The 20,456-nt window shown below is 65.2% G+C and carries 14 protein-coding genes; 8 read left to right on the forward strand and 6 right to left on the reverse strand.

The features are described from left to right. Window positions 1–34: 34 nt before the first annotated feature. Both LB516_RS02060 and LB516_RS02065 read left to right on the forward strand, forming a co-directional pair. On the forward strand, window positions 35–1,564 hold the full coding sequence (locus LB516_RS02060; protein WP_224718821.1) for a DUF1800 family protein: 1,530 nt from the start codon (window positions 35–37) through the stop codon (window positions 1,562–1,564). A gap of 46 nt (window positions 1,565–1,610) precedes the next feature. Beyond that, window positions 1,611–2,849, forward strand: coding sequence for a DUF1501 domain-containing protein (locus LB516_RS02065; RefSeq protein WP_224718822.1), 1,239 nt, complete (start codon window positions 1,611–1,613; stop codon window positions 2,847–2,849). Between the two features lie 53 nt (window positions 2,850–2,902). Here LB516_RS02065 and LB516_RS02070 read toward each other — a convergent pair whose 3' ends face one another. From LB516_RS02070 to LB516_RS02095, 6 genes are all read right to left on the reverse strand, one after another. Then, a complete protein-coding gene (locus LB516_RS02070) occupies window positions 2,903–6,313 on the reverse strand; it encodes an acyl-[ACP]--phospholipid O-acyltransferase (protein WP_224718823.1) in 3,411 nt (1,136 codons plus the stop codon). Between the two features lie 346 nt (window positions 6,314–6,659). Beyond that, complete coding sequence (locus LB516_RS02075; RefSeq protein ID WP_224718824.1) at window positions 6,660–8,237, reverse strand: indolepyruvate oxidoreductase subunit beta family protein; 1,578 nt, start codon at window positions 8,235–8,237, stop codon at window positions 6,660–6,662. After that, window positions 8,230–10,383, reverse strand: coding sequence for an indolepyruvate ferredoxin oxidoreductase subunit alpha (locus tag LB516_RS02080; protein ID WP_224718825.1), 2,154 nt, complete (start codon window positions 10,381–10,383; stop codon window positions 8,230–8,232). The genes LB516_RS02075 and LB516_RS02080 overlap by 8 nt, the downstream gene beginning before the upstream one ends. Window positions 10,384–10,427: 44 nt before the next feature. After that, the gene (locus tag LB516_RS02085) at window positions 10,428–10,910 is read right to left on the reverse strand and encodes a MarR family winged helix-turn-helix transcriptional regulator (protein WP_140723061.1); all 483 of its coding nucleotides are present in this window, start codon (window positions 10,908–10,910) and stop codon (window positions 10,428–10,430) included. Further along, window positions 10,910–12,481 carry a phytoene desaturase family protein gene (locus LB516_RS02090; RefSeq protein ID WP_140723064.1) on the reverse strand — a complete coding sequence of 524 codons (1,572 nt, stop codon included), beginning with the start codon at window positions 12,479–12,481 and terminating at the stop codon, window positions 10,910–10,912. Before LB516_RS02090 ends, LB516_RS02085 begins: the two co-directional genes overlap by 1 nt. A gap of 152 nt (window positions 12,482–12,633) precedes the next feature. Beyond that, window positions 12,634–13,425 carry a cyclase family protein gene (locus LB516_RS02095; protein ID WP_140723067.1) on the reverse strand — a complete coding sequence of 264 codons (792 nt, stop codon included), beginning with the start codon at window positions 13,423–13,425 and terminating at the stop codon, window positions 12,634–12,636. A 118-nt stretch (window positions 13,426–13,543) separates the two neighbouring features. Here LB516_RS02095 and LB516_RS02100 point away from each other — a divergent pair, with 118 nt between their 5' ends. The 6 genes from LB516_RS02100 (at window position 13,544) to LB516_RS02125 (ending at window position 20,398) form a co-directional block, all read left to right on the forward strand. Then, complete coding sequence (locus tag LB516_RS02100) at window positions 13,544–15,118, forward strand: phytoene desaturase family protein (RefSeq protein ID WP_224718826.1); 1,575 nt, start codon at window positions 13,544–13,546, stop codon at window positions 15,116–15,118. Window positions 15,119–15,230: 112 nt separating this feature from the next. Continuing rightward, window positions 15,231–16,760, forward strand: a complete 1,530-nt coding sequence (locus tag LB516_RS02105; RefSeq protein WP_224718827.1) for an ABC transporter substrate-binding protein — start codon at window positions 15,231–15,233, stop codon at window positions 16,758–16,760. An 88-nt stretch (window positions 16,761–16,848) separates the two neighbouring features. After that, entirely contained in the window at window positions 16,849–17,856 is a 1,008-nt protein-coding gene (locus LB516_RS02110; RefSeq protein ID WP_224718828.1) for an ABC transporter permease, read from the forward strand. After that, window positions 17,849–18,697 carry an ABC transporter permease gene (locus tag LB516_RS02115; protein ID WP_140614831.1) on the forward strand — a complete coding sequence of 283 codons (849 nt, stop codon included), beginning with the start codon at window positions 17,849–17,851 and terminating at the stop codon, window positions 18,695–18,697. Before LB516_RS02110 ends, LB516_RS02115 begins: the two co-directional genes overlap by 8 nt. Continuing rightward, on the forward strand, window positions 18,694–19,572 hold the full coding sequence (locus tag LB516_RS02120) for an ABC transporter ATP-binding protein (protein ID WP_224718829.1): 879 nt from the start codon (window positions 18,694–18,696) through the stop codon (window positions 19,570–19,572). Before LB516_RS02115 ends, LB516_RS02120 begins: the two co-directional genes overlap by 4 nt. After that, window positions 19,565–20,398: an ATP-binding cassette domain-containing protein gene (locus tag LB516_RS02125; protein WP_224718830.1), complete on the forward strand. Its 834-nt coding sequence runs from the start codon at window positions 19,565–19,567 to the stop codon at window positions 20,396–20,398. Before LB516_RS02120 ends, LB516_RS02125 begins: the two co-directional genes overlap by 8 nt. Window positions 20,399–20,456 lie beyond the last annotated feature (58 nt).

The raw sequence follows: 20,456 nt of genomic DNA on the forward strand, positions 1-20,456 counted from the left end.
CGCCTCGCGTGAGATCCAACGATGGAGCGTTGACATGGCTGTCGCGACCAAAGTGCCCATGACGCCAGATCCCGCCTTGCCAGATCCCGCTTTGCCAGATCCCGCTTTGATAGTCTTCAATCGCTTCGGCCTTGGAGCCCGGCCGGGTGATCGCGAAAGACTGGCCGGCGACCCTCGCGGTTATCTCAAGGCGGAGCTGCGGCGGCCCGACGTCGCCATGATATCGCTCGACGATCCCGCCTATGCCGACCTCAAGGGGAGCACGCCGGCCATCCAGGCCAGCATGGCGGCAAATCTCCAGCGCAAGCGGGACCGGCAGCGGATGGCGACGGAGCAGCCGCCAGCGGCCACGTCGGCCGCGGCTTCGGTCATGCCTCCACCCGCCGCACCGGTCATGTCGCCGCCCGTCGCCCCGGCCGCGGCCGCGGCCAAACCCGCCGCTGTGCCGCCTGTCGAGGTTATGTTGTTCCGGGCCGAGGCACAGGCGCGCTTCGACAAGGCAATGCAGGCAGAGGCCGGCTTCGTCGAGCGCCTGGTCTATTTCTGGTCGAACCATTTCTGCGTCTCCGTCGCCAAGGACAACATCGTGCGCGCCAGCGCCGGGGCGTTCGAACGGGAGGCCATCCGGCCTTTCGTGCTCGGGCGCTTCGCCGACATGCTCATGGCGGTGGAGCGGCATCCGGCCATGCTGTTCTATCTCGACAACCAGCAGTCGATCGGCCCGGACTCCCGCGCCGGCAAGAACCGCCAGCGCGGCCTCAACGAGAACCTCGCCCGCGAAATCCTGGAACTGCACACGCTCGGTGTCGGCAGCGGCTACAGCCAAGCCGACGTGACCAGCTTCGCGCGCATCCTGACCGGCTGGATGATGGCCGGACGGGAAGGACGGCTGGGCGAACCCGGCAGTTCCGTTTTCAACGCCAATGCGCATGAGCCGGGTGACGCGGTGCTGCTCGGCAAGACCTATCCGGCTGGCGGCATGGGCCAGGCCCAGGCCGCGCTCAATGACATCGCCCGTCATCCGGCGACCGCGCAACACATCGCCACGCAACTTGCCCGCCATTTCATAGCCGACGACCCGCCGTCGGCGGCGGTCGCCCGCCTCGCCAAGGTGTTCACCAGGAGCGACGGCAATCTCAGGGCACTGGCGGCGGCGCTCGTCGACATGCCGGAAGCGTGGTCGACGCCATTGGCCAAGATGCGCTCGCCGTTCGACTATATCGCGGCCATCCGCCGAGCGGCCGGCCCTGGTCCGACGAACGACCCTGGCCAGTCGCTCAACTGGCTCAACGCGCTGGGCGAGCCGCTCTGGCGGCCGCCGGGACCGAACGGCTTTTCCGACCAGGCGGACAGCTGGGCATCGGCGGAAGGCATGAAGACCCGCCTCGACATCGCATGGCAGGCCGCCTGGCAAGTGAAGGACGTCGGCAACCCCAACGGCATGCTCGACGCGGTCATCGGTCCCTCCGCCTCGCCCGAAACACGCCAAGCGATCGCCCGCGCCGAGTCCAAACAGCAAGGCCTGGCGCTTCTGCTGATGGCGCCCGAATTCCAGCGACGATAGATCGAACGATAGGTCCGGCGTCGACAACTCCCATGGAGACGAAGTCATGAGCCTGCTGTGCGAAACCCCTCACCCTTCCCGCCGCGCCGTGCTGACGACCGGCGGCGCGCTGTTTGCCTTGTCCTATCTGCCGCGCTTCGCCCGTGCCGCCGACAACCGCGACCCGCGCCTGATCGTCATCGTGCTGCGCGGTGCGCTGGACGGCCTGTCGACCGTCGGTCCGGTCGGCGATCCCGACTATGCCGGCCTGCATGGCGACATCGCCCTGTCGCTCACCGGCCCGCACGCGGCACTGCCGCTCGATGCTTTCTTCGCGGTCAATCCGGCGATGCCGGTGTTTGCGCGGCTGTTCAAGAACAAGCAGGCGGCTGTCGTGCACGCCGCCGCGACCGGCTATCGCGAGCGCTCGCATTTCGATGGCCAGGATGTGCTGGAAAGCGGCTTTGCCGGCCCCGGCCATGTCGCCACCGGCTGGCTCAATCGGGCGCTGGAGAACCTGCCGGCGGGCGACCGCGTGGCGACGCTCGGCGGCCTGGCCGTCGGACCGTCGACGCCGCTGGTGATCCGTGGCGCGGCTCCCGTGCTCGGCTGGGCGCCGCAATCGCTGCCGGCGCCGGCCGGCGACCTCGCGGCGCGCGTTCTCGATCTCTACCAGCATCGCGATCCGGTTCTGGCCGTCGCGCTGCAAAAAGGTCTCGACGCCGATCGCATGGCGCTTGACGACCAGATGGGCGCCAAGACGATGAAGCCGAAAGGCGGCCTCGACAGCGCCGCCGGCATGCGGCAGGCCGCGCAAGGCGCCGCCAGGCTGATCGCCGCCGATGACGGGCCGCGTGTCGCGGCACTCGCCTTCGATGGCTGGGACACGCATGTCAACGAAGGCGGCGCGACCGGCCGCCTCGCCAGCCTGCTCGGCGGCCTCGACGGTGCCTTCGAGGAATTCAAAAAAGGTCTCGGCGAGCGCTGGAAGGATACGGCAATCGTCACCATCACCGAATTCGGCCGCACCGCGCGGGTCAACGGCACGGTCGGCACCGACCACGGCACCGGCACCGTGGTGCTGCTCGCCGGAGGCGCCATCAAGGGCGGCCGCGTCATCGCCGACTGGCCGGGGCTGAAGCCCGCGCAACTTTACCAGCAGCGCGACCTTGCGCCGACCAGCGACGTGAGGGCGGTGCTGAAAGGCCTGCTCGCCGACCAGTTCGGACTTTCGGCCTCGGTGCTCGGCGAGAAAGTGTTTCCGGACTCAGGTGCGGTGAAGCCGATGATGAACCTGATCGCCTGAAGGCTGGCGGCGCCGCGTCTCCTACCGCGGCGCCGTCTCGCTGTCGCCGGCGATCAGGCGGCCTCGACCTTGGCTGCCTGCAAGGCTTCGCCGCGTACCAGCCTGGTCACGCCGACGAAGTCGATCTTGCCCGAGCCAAGCACCGGTACATGCGTCACGACGCGCACTTCAGCCGGCACCATCAGGTCCATGGCGCCGTTTGCCTTGGCGAACGCCAGAAACTCGGCGCGCGTCGCTTTCTCGGCCTCGGTGATGAGAACGAGTTTTTCACCCTTGCGCGGGTCCGGTACGGTCGCGACCGCCGAGAGCGAACCTTTCCACAGCTCGCCCGCCAGCGCTTCCACCGCAGCCAGCGAAATCATCTCGCCGCCGATCTTGGCGAAGCGCTTGGCGCGGCCGCGAATGCTGACGAAACCGGCATCGTCGATGCTGACGATGTCGCCGGTGTCGTGCCAGCCATCTTGCAGCGGTTCGAGCACACCCGGCTTTTCGGCCCTGAGATAGCCCGCCATGACGTTGGGGCCGCGCACGAACAGCCGGCCACCGCCCTCGACGCCGATCACCGGTTCCAGACGATATTCCATGCCGGGCATGATTTTTCCGACCGTGCCCGATTTGTTGTACATCGGCGTGTTGATGGAGATCACCGGCGCCGTCTCGGTAACGCCGTAGCCTTCGAGAATGCGCAGGCCGAACTTCTCCATGTAGGTTTCGCGGGTCGAGGCCTTGATCGGCTCCGCACCGGAAAAGCAATAGCGCACCGAGCGGAAATCATAGGGATGCGCTGTACGCGCATAGCCGCTGAGGAAGGTGTCGGTGCCGAAGATGATTGTCGCATTCGAGGCATAGACCAGTTCCGGCACGATGCGGTAGTGCAGCGGCGACGGGTAGAAATAGACCGGGACGCCGGACACCAGCGGCAGCACCGTGCCCGCCGTCAGGCCGAAGGAATGGAAGATCGGCAGAACGTTGAACACCTTGTCGCCCGAATGGAAATCGATGCGCGAGGCGGCTTGCGCGGCGTTGGCCAGGATGTTGCGGTGGGTGAGCACGACGCCCTTCGGCGTCCCTTCGGAGCCCGAGGTGAACAGGATCACGGCCGGGTCGGTGGCCTTGCGGGCAACCCTGGGCGTACTTTTGCGCAGCAGGCCGAGCAGCTTGTCCTTGAGGCCGATGGTCGCGCGCAAATCATCGAGCCAGACAATGTTGAGCGAGCGGCCGATCTCCTCGACGATCGCGCCAAGCTTGGCCTGTTCGACAAAGGCCCGCGAGGTCAGAATGGTGGTTACCTGCGCCGCCTTGCAAGCGGACAGGATGTTGGCGGCACCGGCGGTGAAGTTGATCATCGCGGGGACCTTGCCGGCGGAGATGACGCCGAGCAGCGCGGCACAGGCGCCATTGGCGTTGGGCAGCATGATGCCGAGCGTGTCCTGTCCGGCATAGAGCGTCTCGAACTTCTCGCCGAGCACGGCGACAGCCGTGAGCAGCTTGCCGTAGCTCAGCGAACCGGCGACCGGATCCTGCACGGCAAGTTGCTTCATGCCGCGCTCGGTCGCCGTCTCGATGATCCTTTCGAGCACGGTCTTGTCGATATGCTGGGTGCGGAAGACGAGGTCGGACATCACCTGGTAGAGCGCGGCGCCGGCGGCGGCGCGCCGCTTGCGTCCCTTCAGCTCGTCGTCGACCTTGAGCCTGACCGGCGGCAGTATGGTCACCTTGACCTTCGGGAACAGGCGGCGGCGCACGTGCTGTGCCGTCAGCCGCGAGAAGGGGCTTTTCTCCAGCCCCTCGATGCGGATCGGCACCACCATCGAGCCGGTCTTGTCGGCCACCATGGCGGCACCGTCATAGACCTTCATCAGCCCGCCCGTGACGGTGATGCGGCCCTCGGGGAAGATGACCAGCGGGTCGCCGTTCTGCACGATCTTGATCAGCGTGCGTGTCGACATCGGCTTGGACGGATTGAGCGGCAGCGCGCGGGTCAGCTTTAAAAACGGCTTCATCCACCAGGCCTGCGCAATGGTGTAGTCGATGGCGAAGACCGGCTCCTCATTGGTCAGCGTCAGAGCCAGCGGTCCATCGAGAAAGCTGACATGGTTCAGTGCTAGGATGGGTGCCGGGCCCGCGGCCTTGAGATTGTCCAGGCCTTCGACTTCCAGCCGATGGAAGGCGCGGAAAAGAATGGAGACAAAATCGCGGAAGGCATTGGTCGGCAGGTATTTCAGCATCAGCCAGGCGGCGACGGCATTGGCCAGGGCGAGGCCGAACAGGATGCCTCCCGTCGAGACGCCGGCTGCCTGGATGATGGCGACGAGCAAGCCGCCGACGGTCATGAAGCCGGCGTTGACGATACTGACCGCGGCGACGACCCGGGCGCGGCGCGCCTCCGGCGACCAGGCCTGCACGGCGGCAAAGGTCGGCACTACAAGGAAGGCGCTGGAAATGGCCATGCCGGCGAGGTCGATCGCAACACGGATCGTGTTTGGCCCGGCGAAGAAGAGGCCAAGGGTTTCGGATCTGGGCGAAGGCTGCATGCTCCAGATGGTCCATGCGAGCTCGAGGCCGAACAGCGCCAGCAGCGCCGTGCCGACCGGTGCGGGCAAGAGCACGATGCGTCCCTGCGACATCCACGCGGCGATTGCCGAGCCAATGGCGATCGAGATAGCGAACACCGCGAGATAGGCGGTGACCGCGATCTCGCCACCGCCGAGCTGATCCTTGACCAGCGTCGGCAGGATCGAAAGCACAATGGCGCCGATCAGCCAGAACCAGGACGTCATCAGGCCGGCGCGCCAGATCCGTGAGTCCGTGCGCAATTCGCTGACCTGGCGCCAGGTCGAGCGAAAGACATTCCTGTCGATGACGAGGTCGGGCGCCGCGGACCCGGTTGAAGGGATGTAGCAGCTGACGAACCAGCAGCCGACGGCGAGGATCATCATGATCGGCCCGAAGACCGAGACGCCGATGCCATCGGCCGAGACCACGCCCCCGGCGATGGTGCCGCCGAGGATGGCGGCGAAAGTCGCCGACTCGATCCAGGCGTTGGCGCCCGGCAATTCCTTGCGTTCGAGGTGATCGGGCAGGATGCCGTATTTGATCGGCCCGAACAGCGCCGAGATGATGCCGAACATCAACAGCGCGGTCATCAGCACGGGGATGGAGGACAGCGCGATGCCGACGACCGCCACGGCAGCGGCGCCGATCTCGGCAAATTTCAGCCGGCGTGCGATGAGCGCCTTGTCGAAGCGATCGGCGATCTCGCCGCCCAGCGCCGACAGGAGCAGGAATGGAGCCATGAACACGGCGCCGGCCAAAGTGACCAGCGAGGCCGCCTGATCGGCGGCAAGTGTGAAGAGGATCAGGAACACCAGCGTGTTCTTGAGGAAATTGTCGTTGAAGGCGGACAGGAACTGCGTCCAGAAAAGTGGCGCGAAGCGCCGCGAAAGCATGAGATGCGTGTTCATGGCGATTTCCATTTGACGGAACCCTTCGACAGTGTGCCGATAGGCCCTGCGGGTTGCAGGCGCTGTTCAGTTTCAGTGATAGTCCTGAGCTGGTTAAACTTCCTTGCTGCGCTGTTGCCCATCCGCGGCTTTCGACCGCTGCGAAATGAACGTCGTTCACAATCGCACTCTATCACGCCTTGAACGTCGTTCAAGGGGAAAAATGAACAGCGTTCACCAACCGGTTGGTGGTCCGAATGTCGAAACCAGCCCTCGCAGGACCGAGGGCGCCACGGGGTGACCCTCCGAGGCTTCGAGCATACCAACGGGGCCGGTGCCCCGGTGAAGTCTGTCGGGACGTGCCGGCTCAGTTGCCCGTTGCCGGACCCAAGGTCGCCACGGTCTTCAGCGCGCCGTCGAGCATGTCGCCCTTCTCGTCCTTCAGCGCCGCCTCGCGCAGGCGGCGGATCCAGTCGGCGGCGTCGTCCCTGCCCTCGAGCAGATCAAGCGCCGACAGCACGCGGTCGAATTTCGAGTGGGCGCGCACATGCGTGTCGCTGTAGCCCTTGATCAGCCGGCGGCAATTGAGGATTTCGACGGCAAGCGCGTAATCCGCCGGCACGTAACCAAGCGCGAGCGTGTACCATTGGTCAAGATGCGCGGTCTCGACCTTGTGGCGCAGCAGGCGGCGGCGCCAGCGGCGCAGGCCGCCGATGAACCACAAAGCGGCGAAGCCGGCAAAGCTGTCGGTGCGGATGCGGCGGCCCCGGTTGATGCGGCGGTCGAGGAAGGCTGCCAATTTCGGCCGGTCCTCGATGTAGCTGCCCAGCCTCGCCGGCAGCGTGCCGCAGAACTCCTCGATGCGCGGATGGAAGTACTCGGTCACTTGCAGGACCGAACCATCCTTGACGCCGACCTCCTTGCGCACCCGCCTGTCGCGGGTCGAGCGCGTCTTCAAATCGGCGACGCGGATCATGTCGTCATAACACATGGCGTTGGCCAGATGCTTGGCGGCCGTGATTGACAGCGTATGGGTTGGATCCACGCTGTCAATCACGACGGCCTTGTCCAGCCGGTCGAGATATTCGCGCCCATAGGCGATGTCCTGATAGTCGACGACCTTTCTCAGGCCCCTGAGCGCCATGTCGCGCACCGCCACCGGCAGCAGGTCGATGCGAGCGGCAAGCGCCTGCCATCCCTGCAGCAGGTTTCGCGGGCCACTCACATGTCCCGCACCCAAGGCAGATTCGACAATCGCCGTCTCCGCCAGGTTCGCCGTCGGCGCCGCCGTGCCGCGCGCACGATCATACGCGGCCGCGAAAGCGGCGAGGCTGGCCTTGACGCCACGGCCGCCGGTGCCAATCGCCTGCTCGTAGCTTTCACGGGTAAACGGCAGCGCGTCGGAGCCGGCCAGCGCGCCAAGCAGGCTGGCCGAGATCATCGAGCCGTTGTCGGCGGCGATCTTTTCCATGTCGAAAGCGATGAAGCGCTTCGATGCGGCCTCGGCCGTGGCGTGGACTTTGGACGACGAAGCGCGGCCATCACCCGGTTCGATCTTTTCCGACACGGCGGCGATGCGGTGCGAGGAAGCGATCAGCGTCGTGCGGTTGGGGGTGACGAAGCCCCTGATGATGGCTCGGCCGGCTTCCATCAATTCGGCGGCGATCAGGATATCGACATCGCCCTGCGAGGGCGACAGCGCGAAGACCGGCAGGCGGCCGGTGTCGCGGGCCATTTCGATATAGTAGATGGTGGCGCCGGTGCGCTGCGCGACGCCGGCGACCGAGGTCGATTGCGCGACAAAGCCATTGCGCTCGGCGACGTCGGTGATCCAGTCGGCGAGCACGCCTCCGCCCTGGCCGCCGACGGCTAGAACGGCGAGCTTGATCACCGGCTCATCGGCAGCACCGGACCGGGGGCGCGAGGAAGGAATGGGATCAAGCATCGGCGAATATCAGGCGCCGGCCTTCGCGCCGCCTCTGCAGGAAACCGATCGTCGCGCGGCGCGCCGTCTCCAGGAAACGGTCCCAGCGGCTTGGATTGTGCACGACGTCGGCGCGGTAGAAGGACGGGCACAGCACCGCCGCATCGGCGACCTCGCCGCAATTGCCGCAGCCGACGCAGTTCTGGTCGATCGACGCGACCGGATCGTCGCGCAGCGGATCGTCGAGCGACTTGACCGACAGCGATGGGCAGCCGGAGAGCCGCATGCAAGCATGGTCGCCGGTGCAGATGTCCTCGTCGACGCCAAATTTCGGCTTGACGACACGCTCGCCGCCTTTGATCGCCTTGTCGACCAGCGGCTTTTCGCGGCGCTGGCGATTGAGCATGCATTCCGACGAAGCAACGATGACTTTTGGCCCCTTCTCGTCCGTTGTCAGCGCCTCGCGCAGCGTGTCCTGCACCTTGCCGACATCGTAGGTGCGGTCGACATGGCGCAGCCATTTTACGCCCATGCCTTTCACCGCTTCGGTGATCGGATGCTTGGTCGACTTGGTCTTGTTGCCGGCGCGCGACGACAGGATATCCTGCCCGCCAGTGGCGGCCGAGTAAAAATTATCGACGATGACGATGACGCCATCATTCTTGTTGAACACCGCATTGCCGATCGATGAGGTCAGGCCGTTGTGCCAGAAGCCGCCGTCGCCGACGAAGGAGATAGAGCGGCGCTTGGCATCGGGCGCGTTGAACGCCGAGGCCGAGGCTGGTCCGAGCCCGTAGCCCATGGTGGTGGCGCCGAGTTCGAAGGGCGGCATGATCGAGAACAGATGGCAGCCGATATCGGAAGCGATGTGGTGCTTGCCGAGCTCCTGCTCGACCAGCTTGGTCGCGGCGAAGATCGGCCGCTCCGGGCAGCCGATGCAGAAACCGGGCGGTCGTCCTGGAACGACATTGATCAGGTCCGCCGTGTCGACGCCGTCGCCGACCTTGTTGGGTGCGCGCACTTCGCCCGGCAGCAGATGCGGGGCCTCGGCGCGCAGGAAGGCGCCGATGCCGTCGAGCATGACCTGGCCGGTATATTCACCGGCCATCGGCAGATGCTCCTTGCCCACCAGACGGGTGCCACGCCCGGCCTTGTGCAGCATGGCGGCGAAAGCCTGTTCGATGTAGTTGGGCTGGCCTTCCTCGACGACCAGCACCGACTGCTTGCCCTCGCAGAACGACAGGAACTCATCGTCGATCAGGGGATAGACGGCGTTCAGCACGTAGAGTGGCACGTCGGTCTCGCCATAGGTGTCGGCAAGGCCGAGACGCTGCAGCGCACGGATGACCGAATTGTACATGCCGCCCTGCATGACAATGCCGATCGAGCCGTGATCCGAGCCGAAGATCTCGTTGATCTTGCGGCTCTTGATGAAATCGACCGCGGCCGGCCAGCGCTTGGCGACCTTCTCCTTCTCATGCAGGAAAGAAGCCGGCGGCAGAACGATACGGCCGGTGTCGCGGCGCGGCGCTTCGAGCGCAGCGGCGACCGTCATCGGCGGACGCTTGTTGTCCTTGGCGATGAAATGGCCATGCACGTGGCAGCAGCGGATGCGCACCTGCAGCATGACCGGCGTGTTGGAGATTTCCGACAGTTCGAAACCATCCTCCACCGCCTTGACGATCGACGGCAGGTTCGGACGCGGGTCGAGCAGCCAGACCTGGCTCTTCATCGCGAAGGCATGGCTGCGCTCCTGCATGATCGAGGAGCCCTCGCCATAATCCTCGCCGACGATGATCAGCGCGCCGCCGGTGACGCCACCGGAAGCGAGGTTGGCCAGCGCGTCTGAAGCCACATTGGTGCCGACGGTCGACTTGAACGTCGCCGCGCCCCGGATCGGGTAATGCACCGAAGCGGCGAGCATGGCGGTGGCGGTGGCTTCCGAGGCGCTCGCCTCGAAATGCACGCCGAGTTCGCCCAGAATGTCCTGCGCGTCGGCCAGCACGTCCATCAGATGGCTGATCGGCGCGCCCTGATAGCCGCCGACATAGCCGACGCCGCACTGCAGCAGCGCCTTGGTGATGGCGAGGATGCCCTCGCCGGCGAATTCCTCGCCGGCGCCGAGCCTGAGTTTTTCGACTTCCTTGGCAAAAGACCGTTCGGCCATGTCTGCCTCCTTCCGTTGCCGCCGACAGCTGGCGGCGCCTATATCTAGATGTCGTGCTTGCGAATGTTTTTGAGCATCTTCAAAAGCGTTGCGATGAGTGCTGCATATTCGGCGTCGTCGATATCGTCGAACATCGCCTCGAAGGCGTCATGCATGGCCGGCCAGGCGCGGGTGAACTCGGCGCGGCCGTCGTCGGTCAGGAACACGTGGCGGATGCGGCTGTCGGTGACGCCTTGCTCGCGCCGCACGAAGCCTTGCCCCTCTAGCGTGTCCAGCGTGCGGCTCAGGGTCGATTGCTCGATGACAGTATAGACCGAGAGGTCGTTGACGGTGACGCCGTCGGTGACCGACAGCACCGCCAGCGTGCGCACCTGCGAAATGGTCAGGCCCTGCTTGCGGAAGTCGTCGCGCAAGGTAGCGTTGTAGCGGCCCATGATGCGGTTCATCAGATAGGGAGCGAATTGCTGCAGGCCGATCTGGCCGAGGGTGGAAATGCGCTGGCGTTTTTCGGCGACCTTCTGTTCCATCAGAGCTTCCCTGCCAGCAGGAAGCCGGAGCCACCGCCGAGGCCCGCACCGGGATGGGTCGAGGCGCCGATATGGTAGAGGCCCTTGACGCCGGTCTGATGGTTGCGGCTGGTCTTGAACGGCCGCCACAGGAACGACTGGTCGACAACAGAGGAGCCGCCGTAAGGGTCGCCGCCGACGAGGTTGATATTCATCGCCTCGAGATCGGCCGGCGAATAGGCGCGGCGCGCGATCACGCTGTCCTTGAAGCCGTCGATATGGCCGGCGAGTATCGCTTCAGCGCGATCGGCATAGGCCTCGCGCAGCGCCTCGGTCCATTGTCCGTCGGCAGGCGCATCGAGCTTCCCGGCGGCGTCGCCCTTGATGTGGCGGGGCGCCTCGGGGAGTTGCAGCCACAGGATCGCCTGGCCCTCCGGACAGCGTGATGGATCGAGCGCGTGCGGCTGGCCGACGCAGATGGTCGGCACCTCCGGCAGCATGCCGCGCGCCGCCTCGTTGCAGGCTTTCGAAACGCCGTCCAGTCCGGGCGTCAGATGCAGCAGCGCCACCTTGTCGAGGCCCTCGCCGCGCCAGGACGGCGGCTTGGTCAGCGCGTAATGGATCTGAAAATTGCCCTTGCCATAGCGGTATTTCCGCGTCGCTTCGACGTCGTCCTTCGAAGCGTCCTTGCCGAGCAGACGGCCGTAAAGCTGCGTCGGCGTGACCGAGCAGATGACGCTCTTGTTCGCTGTGATCGTTTCGCCCGACGCCAGCCGCACACCGGCTGCGCGGCCACCCGCCTGGACGACCGAAGCGACGTCGGCGCCGGTGCGGATGTCGCCGCCGCGTTCCCTGATCAGCGCTTCGAAGGCGGCAAGCAGGTTCTTCGCCCCGCCCTTGACGATCGGCGCACCGGCAGCCTCCAGCGCGAAGGCGATCACCTTGGCGATCTGGCCGGAAAACGCATCTTCCGGGCCAAGCCCGGCATGCAGCACCCAGGGCGCCCAGAGCGCCCGAATGGTTTCGGACTGGTAGCTGCTTTCCAGCCAGCCGCGCGCCGGCACCAGCGCTTCGCCAAGAAAGGCGGCTAGGCCGCGCGGACCACGCCGCCAGGTATCGCCGGCCAGCAGCTTCGCCGTCGGGTACGACCAAAGCGCGCCGCCGAGCAGACCGAACAGCAGGCCGGCATTGCGCTCGATGCCGCCGACATCTTCCGCATGCCGGTCACCGTCGCCGGCCGCGATCGCGTTCAGCGCAGCGACATTGGCCGCGCGGCCGGTGCTGAGCACGGCATGGCTGCCGTCAGGCATGAGCACGCCGGTCGGCGTGCCGGTGTGGCAGAACTCCAGCCCGTGCCGGGCGAGGTCGCCGCCCAATGCTGCAAAGGCCGGCGAGGTGATGAACAGCACGAAGGTGGTCGCCATCACGTCGTGGACGAAGCCCGGCGCAGTGATCTCCTCGGTGCGCATGCAACCGCCGATACGGTCGTTGCGCTCCAGAACGAGCACCTTGGCGCCCTTGCCGCCGAGCATCGCCGCGCAGACCAGCGCGTTGATGCCGCTGCCGACGATGATGTGATCGGGGGCGGTCATCGAGGGGTGCTCCCCCGCTTTGGTGGATGATGTTCAATTGCGCGCGGTAGCGTTCCTTGGCGTAGAGCGGCAACCTCACCAGGTCGCCGCGCCCACTTCGTCATCGCGGTACCATTTGCAGCCATGATCTTCTCCCGAAGACCGCCCTCGCTTTATTTCCCCGCCACCAGCGCCAGCGCGCGGATCGGGCTGCCGGTGCCGTGCTCGATCTTGAGCGGCGCCGCGATCAGGATGGCGCCTTTCGGCGGCAGCTGGTCGAGATTGCAGAGGCTGGCGAGGCCATAGCGGTTGGCCTTGTGCATCAGCGTGTGCGCCGGGAATGGCGGCTCCATGCCGCCGGCCTTGCCGGCATCGGTGCCGATCGTCTCCGAGCCCCAGCCCTTGATGTCCTTGCCGATCAGGAACTGGATGGCTTCCGCCGTCGGGCCGGGTGTGTGCGGGCCGGTCTCGTTAGCGTTGAGGAACTCGGCTTCCGAGCCGTTGCGCTTGTACCAGTCGGTGCGCATCACCACCCACTCGCCGGCATTGATCGCGCCATGCTTGGCCTCCCAGGCCTTGATGTGGTCGACGGTGAGCAGGAAATCGTGATCGGCGGCCGCCTCTTTCGAACAGTCGATGACATTGACCGGCCCGATGAAATTCTGCGCCGGAATGGTATCGGTGGCGCCGTCCGGATAATCCTTGCCGCTGATCCAATGCTGCGGCGCGTCGAAATGCGTGCCGGAATGCTCGCCGAGCTTCAGCCAGTTCCACGCCCACCATGGACCGTTCTTGTCATAGCGGGAGATCGAGTGGATCTCGACCTTCGGCGTGTCGACGGCAAGCTCCGGCGGCAGCTTGATCAGCGGTGTGTCGGGCCCGAGCGGCGCCGTCAGGTCGACCACCTTGATGGCGCCGGAAAGGAGCTGGCCGGCAACTTCGCCGAGGAGTTTCTGGGTATCCATGGTCTCTGTTCCCTCTTGTCTGACATGATCAAGGCTCGTCTCGGCCCTTAATATCCTACTAGACGAAAACATATGCATCTGCAATTATCTTTAAGCATAAAGGAAATGGGAACGGGGCGTGAGCGAGTTCGACGCCATCTTTGTCGGGGCGGGCCACAACACTCTGGCATGCGCCGCGCATCTGGCGCTCAAGGGCTGGAAAACCGGGGTTTTCGAGCGCAATACAACAATCGGTGGAGCCGTCCAGACCCGCGAATTCACGCTTCCGGGCTTCCGCCACGATTTCGGCGCGATGAATCTGAGCCTGTTCGCCGGCTCCGCCTTCCACCGGAAATATGCAAATGAATTGAAAGCGCAGGGGCTGGAATTCGCGCCGGTCGCCGATTGTTTCGCCAGCGCGTTCCCGGATGGACGCTGGTTCGGTGTCAGCAACGACCTGGAAAAGACCGCCGGACGCATGGCTGCCTTTTCAGCCGCCGATGCCGCGACGTGGCGCAGGCTGATTGCCGCTTTCCCAGCCGAGGCCGAGCATCTGTTCAAGCTGCTGGGCTCGCCGATGAGCGCCCGGGCGCTTGCAAGCACCGCCTGGAACCTGTGGCGCAAAAAAGGTGTTTCCGGCGCGCTCGACACCGGCCGGCTGTTGCTGTCGTCGCCGCGTGCCTGGCTGGAGGAAAATTTCGAGTCTCCACACATCAGGGCGACGCTCGCCACCTGGGGCATGCATCTCGACTTCGCGCCCGACATCGCCGGCGGCGCGGTGTTCCCCTATCTGGAATCGATGGCCAACCAGAGTTTTGGCATGGTGCTGGGCAAGGGTGGCGCCGACACGATCATCCGGGCGCTGGCCGGCATTGTCACATCGGCCGGCGGCAGGATCGTCACCGGCGCCGATGTCGCCGAGATAACCGTCTCCGGTGGCAAGGCGACCGGTGTGCGGCTTGCTTCCGGCGAGACGCATACGGCCACCAAGGCGGTGATTGCCGGCGTCACGCCCAAGGCGCTGGCCGGCAAGTTGCTGCCGGTCGGTTCGGGCGACGCCGGCTTCGACATGGCGATGCAAAAATTCCGCCATGCGCCGGGCACGATGATGATCCACCTGGCGCTGGACGACCTGCCGGACTGGCGCGCCGGGGCAGAGCTTCGACAGTTCGCCTATGTGCATCTGGCGCCATCGCTCGAGCAGATGTCGCGCACCTATCAGCAGGCGATGGCGGGCGTGCTGCCGGACGAGCCGGTGCTGGTCGTCGGCCAACCGACGGCGGTCGATCCGTCGCGCGCGCCTCAAGGCAAACATGTTCTGTGGGTGCAGGTGCGCATGCTGCCCGCCGAAATCGCGGGCGACGCCTCGGCCAGGATCGCACCAGCGCATTGGGACCAGGTCAAGGAGGCCTATGCCGACCGCGTGCTCGACATCATCGAGACCTACGCACCTGGGCTGCGTGCGAAGATCCTCGGCCGCGCCGTGTTTTCGCCGATCGACCTCGAGCGCGAGAACCCGAACCTCGTCGGCGGCGACCAGGTCTGCGGCAGCCATCATCTGGCGCAGAACTTCTTGTTCCGTCCGGCGCGCGGCTATGCCGGCTGGGACACGCCGATCAGCAATCTGCATCTCACCGGCGCCGCGACATGGCCCGGTGCCGGCACGGGTGCCGCCTCGGGCTTCATGCTCGCGCAACAGCTTGGCGGGAGGTAGGCCAGACGATTTCATGAAGGCAACGAGAGGCAAGCGCTGCTGCCGACGAAGCCCGAACCAATGACCGGACGAAGCCGCGCAAAAGACAAATAAACCAACAAGGGGAACGACCATGACAATCAACAGACGCGAATTACTGGGATACAGTGCCGCGGCACTTGGTGTGGCCGCTGTCGGCCTGCCCAAGATGGCCAATGCCGCCGCCGGCGAGTTGACCATCGCCTATAATGTCAACCTGCCGTCCTGGGACCCGACCACCGGACCGTCGGCTGTCAACCCGACCATCCAGGGCCTCTACCAGTCGGTGTTCGACCAGTTCATCCCGCAGAAGCCGGACCTGTCCTTCGCGCCGGGCCTGCTCACCGAATGGGGCTGGAACGAGGACCGCACCAAGATCATGATGACGGTGCGCGAGGGTGTAACCTGGCATGACGGCTCGCCGTTCACGCCCGAGGACGTGGTCTGGTCGTTGCAGCGGGCGGGCGATGAAAAGACCGGCAACCCGATCCAGTTCGTGTGGAAGAACGTCAACAATTTCAAGATCGACGGCAACAAGATCACGGGCGATGTCGTGCAGTTCGACCCGGTCTATTTCAAATGGATGTCGTTCCTCACCGGCTACATCATGCCGAAGGCCTATTACGAGAAGGTCGGTGCCGAAGGTTTCGAGAAGGCTCCGATCGGAACCGGCCCCTACATGGTCGAGAAGTTCGAACGCAACGCCTTCCTGCGGCTCAAGGCCAATCCGAAATACTGGGGCGGCAAGCCGGCATTCGAGAACGTGACGATCAAATTCGTCACCGACGCGGCGAGCCGTGTCGCCGAGATCGAATCCGGTTCCTCGCAGGTGACGCTCGAAATCCCCTATGAAGAGTACGACCGGCTGATCGCCAAGGACGGGCTTGCCGGGTCGATCAAGAATGTTTCCGATATCGGCATGATCTTCTTCAACGACATCGAAGCGATGCTGGACAAGAACGTGCGCCAGGCAGCCGTCATGGCGGTCGACAAGGAGCTTCTGGTCAAGCGGCTGCTGCGCGGCTACGGCCAGCCGCTCGCCACGCTGGAAACGCCGGAATACGCGGCCTACGATGCCTCGATCAAGGTCGAGCACAATCCGGAAAAGGCCAAGGAGCTGCTGGCGGCCTCGGGCTATTCGCTGGAAAAGCCGGTCAAGTTCACCATCCAGACGACCAAGGGCTTCAAGCCCAAGGACTATGAGATGATCCAGGCGATCGTCGGCATGTGGCGCAAGGTCGGCATCGAGGCGACGATCGAGGTCTACGAGATCGCCAAGCACTACGAACTGCGCGCCGCCGACAAGCTCGCGCCGGCGGCCTTCTACAATTGGGGCAACGCCATTGGCGACCCGACCACGTCGACCGGCTTTGCCATGTATGGGCCGAGCCCGCATTCGGTCTGGGACAGCCAGGACCTGATCGACATGATCAACCCACTGTGGGGAGAGAAGGACGAGGCCAAGCGCATCGCCGGGTGGAAGGCGGTCGATAAATACATCGCCGAGCAGGCCTACGTGCTGCCGCTTATGCAGTATGCGCAACCGATCGTGCATGCCAAGGGCGTCAACGTCGTGCAGCATATTTCCGGCGCGCTGCTGCCGGCCCTGATGACCCCGGCCTGATATCAGCCTGGGCTTACCGCGCGCCGTCCATAGCGACGGCGCGCATTTCTACAGGCATATGAGCCTGCGAGCTCCTGCAAAGATTTACATGCTCCTGCAACGATTCCTGATCCGTCTGCTGACGATGCTGATCACGCTGTTCGGCGTGGCCGTCGTCGTATTCGTGGTCATCCGCGTCGCGCCCGGCGATCCGATCGCCATGATGCTGCCGCCCGGTGCCACCAATGATGACATCGCCCGTCTGCGTGCGCTCTATGGGCTCGACAAGACGATCGTGCAGCAGTTCTTCATCTGGCTGTCCGGTGTCGCCAGGGGCGATTTCGGCACCTCGATCTCGCTGCGGCAGGACGTGCTTGGCCTCGTCTTCAGCCGGCTGCCGGCTACGCTGGAGCTTGCCATCGTCGCGCTCATCATGGCAGTGGCGATCGGCGGCACGACGGCGATCCTGGGCGCGCGCGAGCGCGGCACGGCGGTCGAGGCCGGCATCGACATCGCCAGCGGTGCCGCGCTTTCCATCCCCGATTTTCTCTGGGGCCTGGTGCTGATCCTGCTGTTCGGCGTGCTGGTGCCGATCTTCGACATTTCCGGCCGCGTGTCGCCGCAGCTAGACCTGCCCTTCGTCAGCCAGTTCTATCTGTTCGAAAGCTTGCTTCGGCTGCGCCTCGATCTCACCTGGGACCTCTTGAAGCACATGCTGATGCCAGCCGTGGCGCTGGCGCTGCCGCTCGCGGCCATCATCGCGCAGCTACTGAAGCAGTCGCTGAAGGAAGTGCTCGACCTCGACTATGTCGTGCTGGCGCGGGTCAAGGGGTTTTCGGAAACGCAGGTCATCTTGCGCGAGGCGCTGAAGAACGCCGCCTTGCCGACACTGACGCTCATCGGCGTGCAGTTCACCTTCCTCATCGGCGGCACCGTCATCGTCGAGCGGCTGTTCTCCTATGAGGGCCTCGGCAACATGGCGATCGACGCCGTCATCAACCGCGACCTGCCGCTGATCCAGGGCATCGTGCTGGTCTTCGCGCTGCTGTTCGTGCTGATCAATCTCGCGGTGGACATGATGTACGCGCTGCTCAATCCGAGGCTGCGCCATGGATGAGGCACGCATCATCAGGCACGGATCGAGCCCGAGGCTGTGGCTCGCCGGCGGTTGGCTGCTGCTGGCGCTGCTGGCCGCGATCTTGGCGCCGCTGGTGGCGCCGCAGGATCCGCTGGCGCAGGATTTGATGCTGGAGCGTCTGCCGCCGTTCTGGCTCGATGGCGCCGAGCCCGGCTATTGGCTGGGCACCGACAGTCTCGGCCGCGACCTGCTCTCCCGGCTGATTTTCGGCGGCCGCATCGCCTTCATCGTTGCTTTCGCGGCGGCCATCGCCGCCTGCGTGGTCGGCTCCACATTAGGGCTGGTCGCGGGCTATTTCGGCGGCTGGGCGGACCGCATCATCTCGCGCATCGTCGACATCTGGATGGCCTTCCCGCCGGTGCTGTTCGCCATCCTCCTGGTCGCCGTGCTCGGCACCGGCTTGAGCTCCGTCATCCTCGCCATCGCCATCATCGACTGGACGCGTTTTTGCCGGGTCATTCGCGCCGAGGCAATGGGCCAGTCACGCATGGACTATGTCGAGAATGCCCGTATCGCCGGCTATGGCCGCTTCGGCATCATGCTGCGCGAAGTGCTGCCCAATGTGGTGCCGTCGATCGTGGCGCTGCTGTCGCTGGAGATGGGCATCGCCGTCATCGTCGAGGCGATCCTGTCCTTCGTCAATCTGTCGATCTCGACCGACGATCCGACCTGGGGCGGCATCATCGCCGAGGGCCGGCTGTCGATCCATCAGGCCTGGTGGGTGCTGGTCTTCCCGCTGATCACGCTGATCCTCACCGTGCTCTCTTTCAGCCAGTTCGGCGAAGCGCTGAAGACGCGTTTCGATCCGGTGCTGCGATGAGCGCCTGTCTCGACATAACCGATCTGAGCGCCGTGCTGGCCAACGGCCAGCGCGTGCTGCGCTCTGTTTCGCTCTCGGTACAACCCGGTGAAGTGCGCGCGCTTGTCGGCGAAAGCGGCGCCGGCAAGACAATGATCGGCAAGGCGGTGCTTGGTGTGTTGCCGTCGAGCGTGCGCATCGTCGAAGGCGATATGAGACTCGAGGGCGAAGACCTCGGCAAACTCCCGCCAAAAGCGCGGCGCACGCTGATCGGCGCGCGCACGGCGCTGATCCCGCAGGATCCGCTGACCGCACTCAACCCCTCGCGCCGCATCGGCCCCCAGATGACCGACCGTCTGGTGCGCATTCTCGGCTGGAGCGGAGACAAGGCCGATCGGCGTATCCGGCAGTTGCTTGATGAGGTGCAGATCCGCGACCCCGACCGCGTGCTGAAGAGCTATCCGCACGAATTGTCCGGCGGCATGCGCCAGCGCGTGCTGATTGCCGCCGCCTTCGCAGCCGAGCCACGCCTGATCGTCGCCGACGAGCCGACCACGGCCCTCGACGTCACCGTGCAGAAGCAGATCCTGCGGCTCATCGCTGCGTTGCAGCGCGAACATGGCACCGCGATCCTGTTCGTCACCCACGATCTCGGCGTCGTCGCCAAGATCAGCCAGAAAGTCTCGGTGCTCTATGCCGGCAAGGTGGTGGAAGAGGCAGAGACCGCGGCGCTTTTCGCGGCACCTCGGCATCCGTACACCCGAGCGCTGATGGCGGCGACGCCGCGCTATACCGATCCATATGCTTCGCTGAAGCCGGTGGACGAGGCGGTACTGGCCGGGCTCGCCGCCGAGATTGCTGCCGCCGACCAGGCCTGGAGGCGGCCGCATGGCTGAGCCGCTGTTCTCCGTGCGCGGGCTGAAGGTCGCCTTGCCCGACATGACGCGCAAGCCGCTCATCGGCCGCGCACCGCTGGCCGAAATTCTCAGAGGTTTCGACTTCGATCTGTCGAGAGGTTCGGTGACCGGCATCGTCGGCGAATCCGGATCCGGCAAATCGACGCTTGGCCGTGCGCTGGTGCGGCTGCTGGAGCCGAGCGCCGGCGAGATCCGTTTCGAAGGCCGCGACATCACCCATCTGCCGGAAGCGGAACTGCGGCCACTGCGCCGCGACCTGCAGATGATCTTCCAGGATCCGATGTCGTCGCTCAATCCGCGCCGCACCATCGCCAGCATCATCGCCGCGCCGCTCAAGCAAAATGGACTTGGCGACAATCTCAGGGATCGCGTCGCCGAGGCGCTGCAGCGGGTTGGGTTGCCGCAAAGCTTCGCCAGCCGCTATCGCCACGAACTGTCGGGCGGCCAACGCCAGCGCGTCGGCATAGCGCGCGCGCTGGCGCTGTCGCCGAAATTCGTGCTGGCCGACGAGATCGTCTCCGGGCTCGACGTCTCGACGCAGGCCCAGATCCTCACCCTTCTGGAGAGACTGGCGGCGGAGATGGGGCTGACGGTCGCCTTTATCAGTCACGATCTGTCGGTCATCCGGCGGCTGTGCCGGCAGGTGATCGTCATGCGCGAAGGCAGCATCGTCGAAGCGAGCGCCACCGACGCCTTGTTCGACAATCCGCGGCAGAGCTACACGCGCGACCTGCTCGCCGCCATTCCGCTGCCGGAAATCGATCCGGACTGGCTGAACATCCCAACGGCAAGGGTCCCGACATGAAAACAACCGCACGCCGAAAAACGGGCTTCGGACGTGCGATCGAAGGCTAACCAAGTCC

It is taken from the genome of Mesorhizobium sp. CO1-1-7, from assembly GCF_020164885.1.
Classification (GTDB): domain Bacteria; phylum Pseudomonadota; class Alphaproteobacteria; order Rhizobiales; family Rhizobiaceae; genus Mesorhizobium; species Mesorhizobium australicum.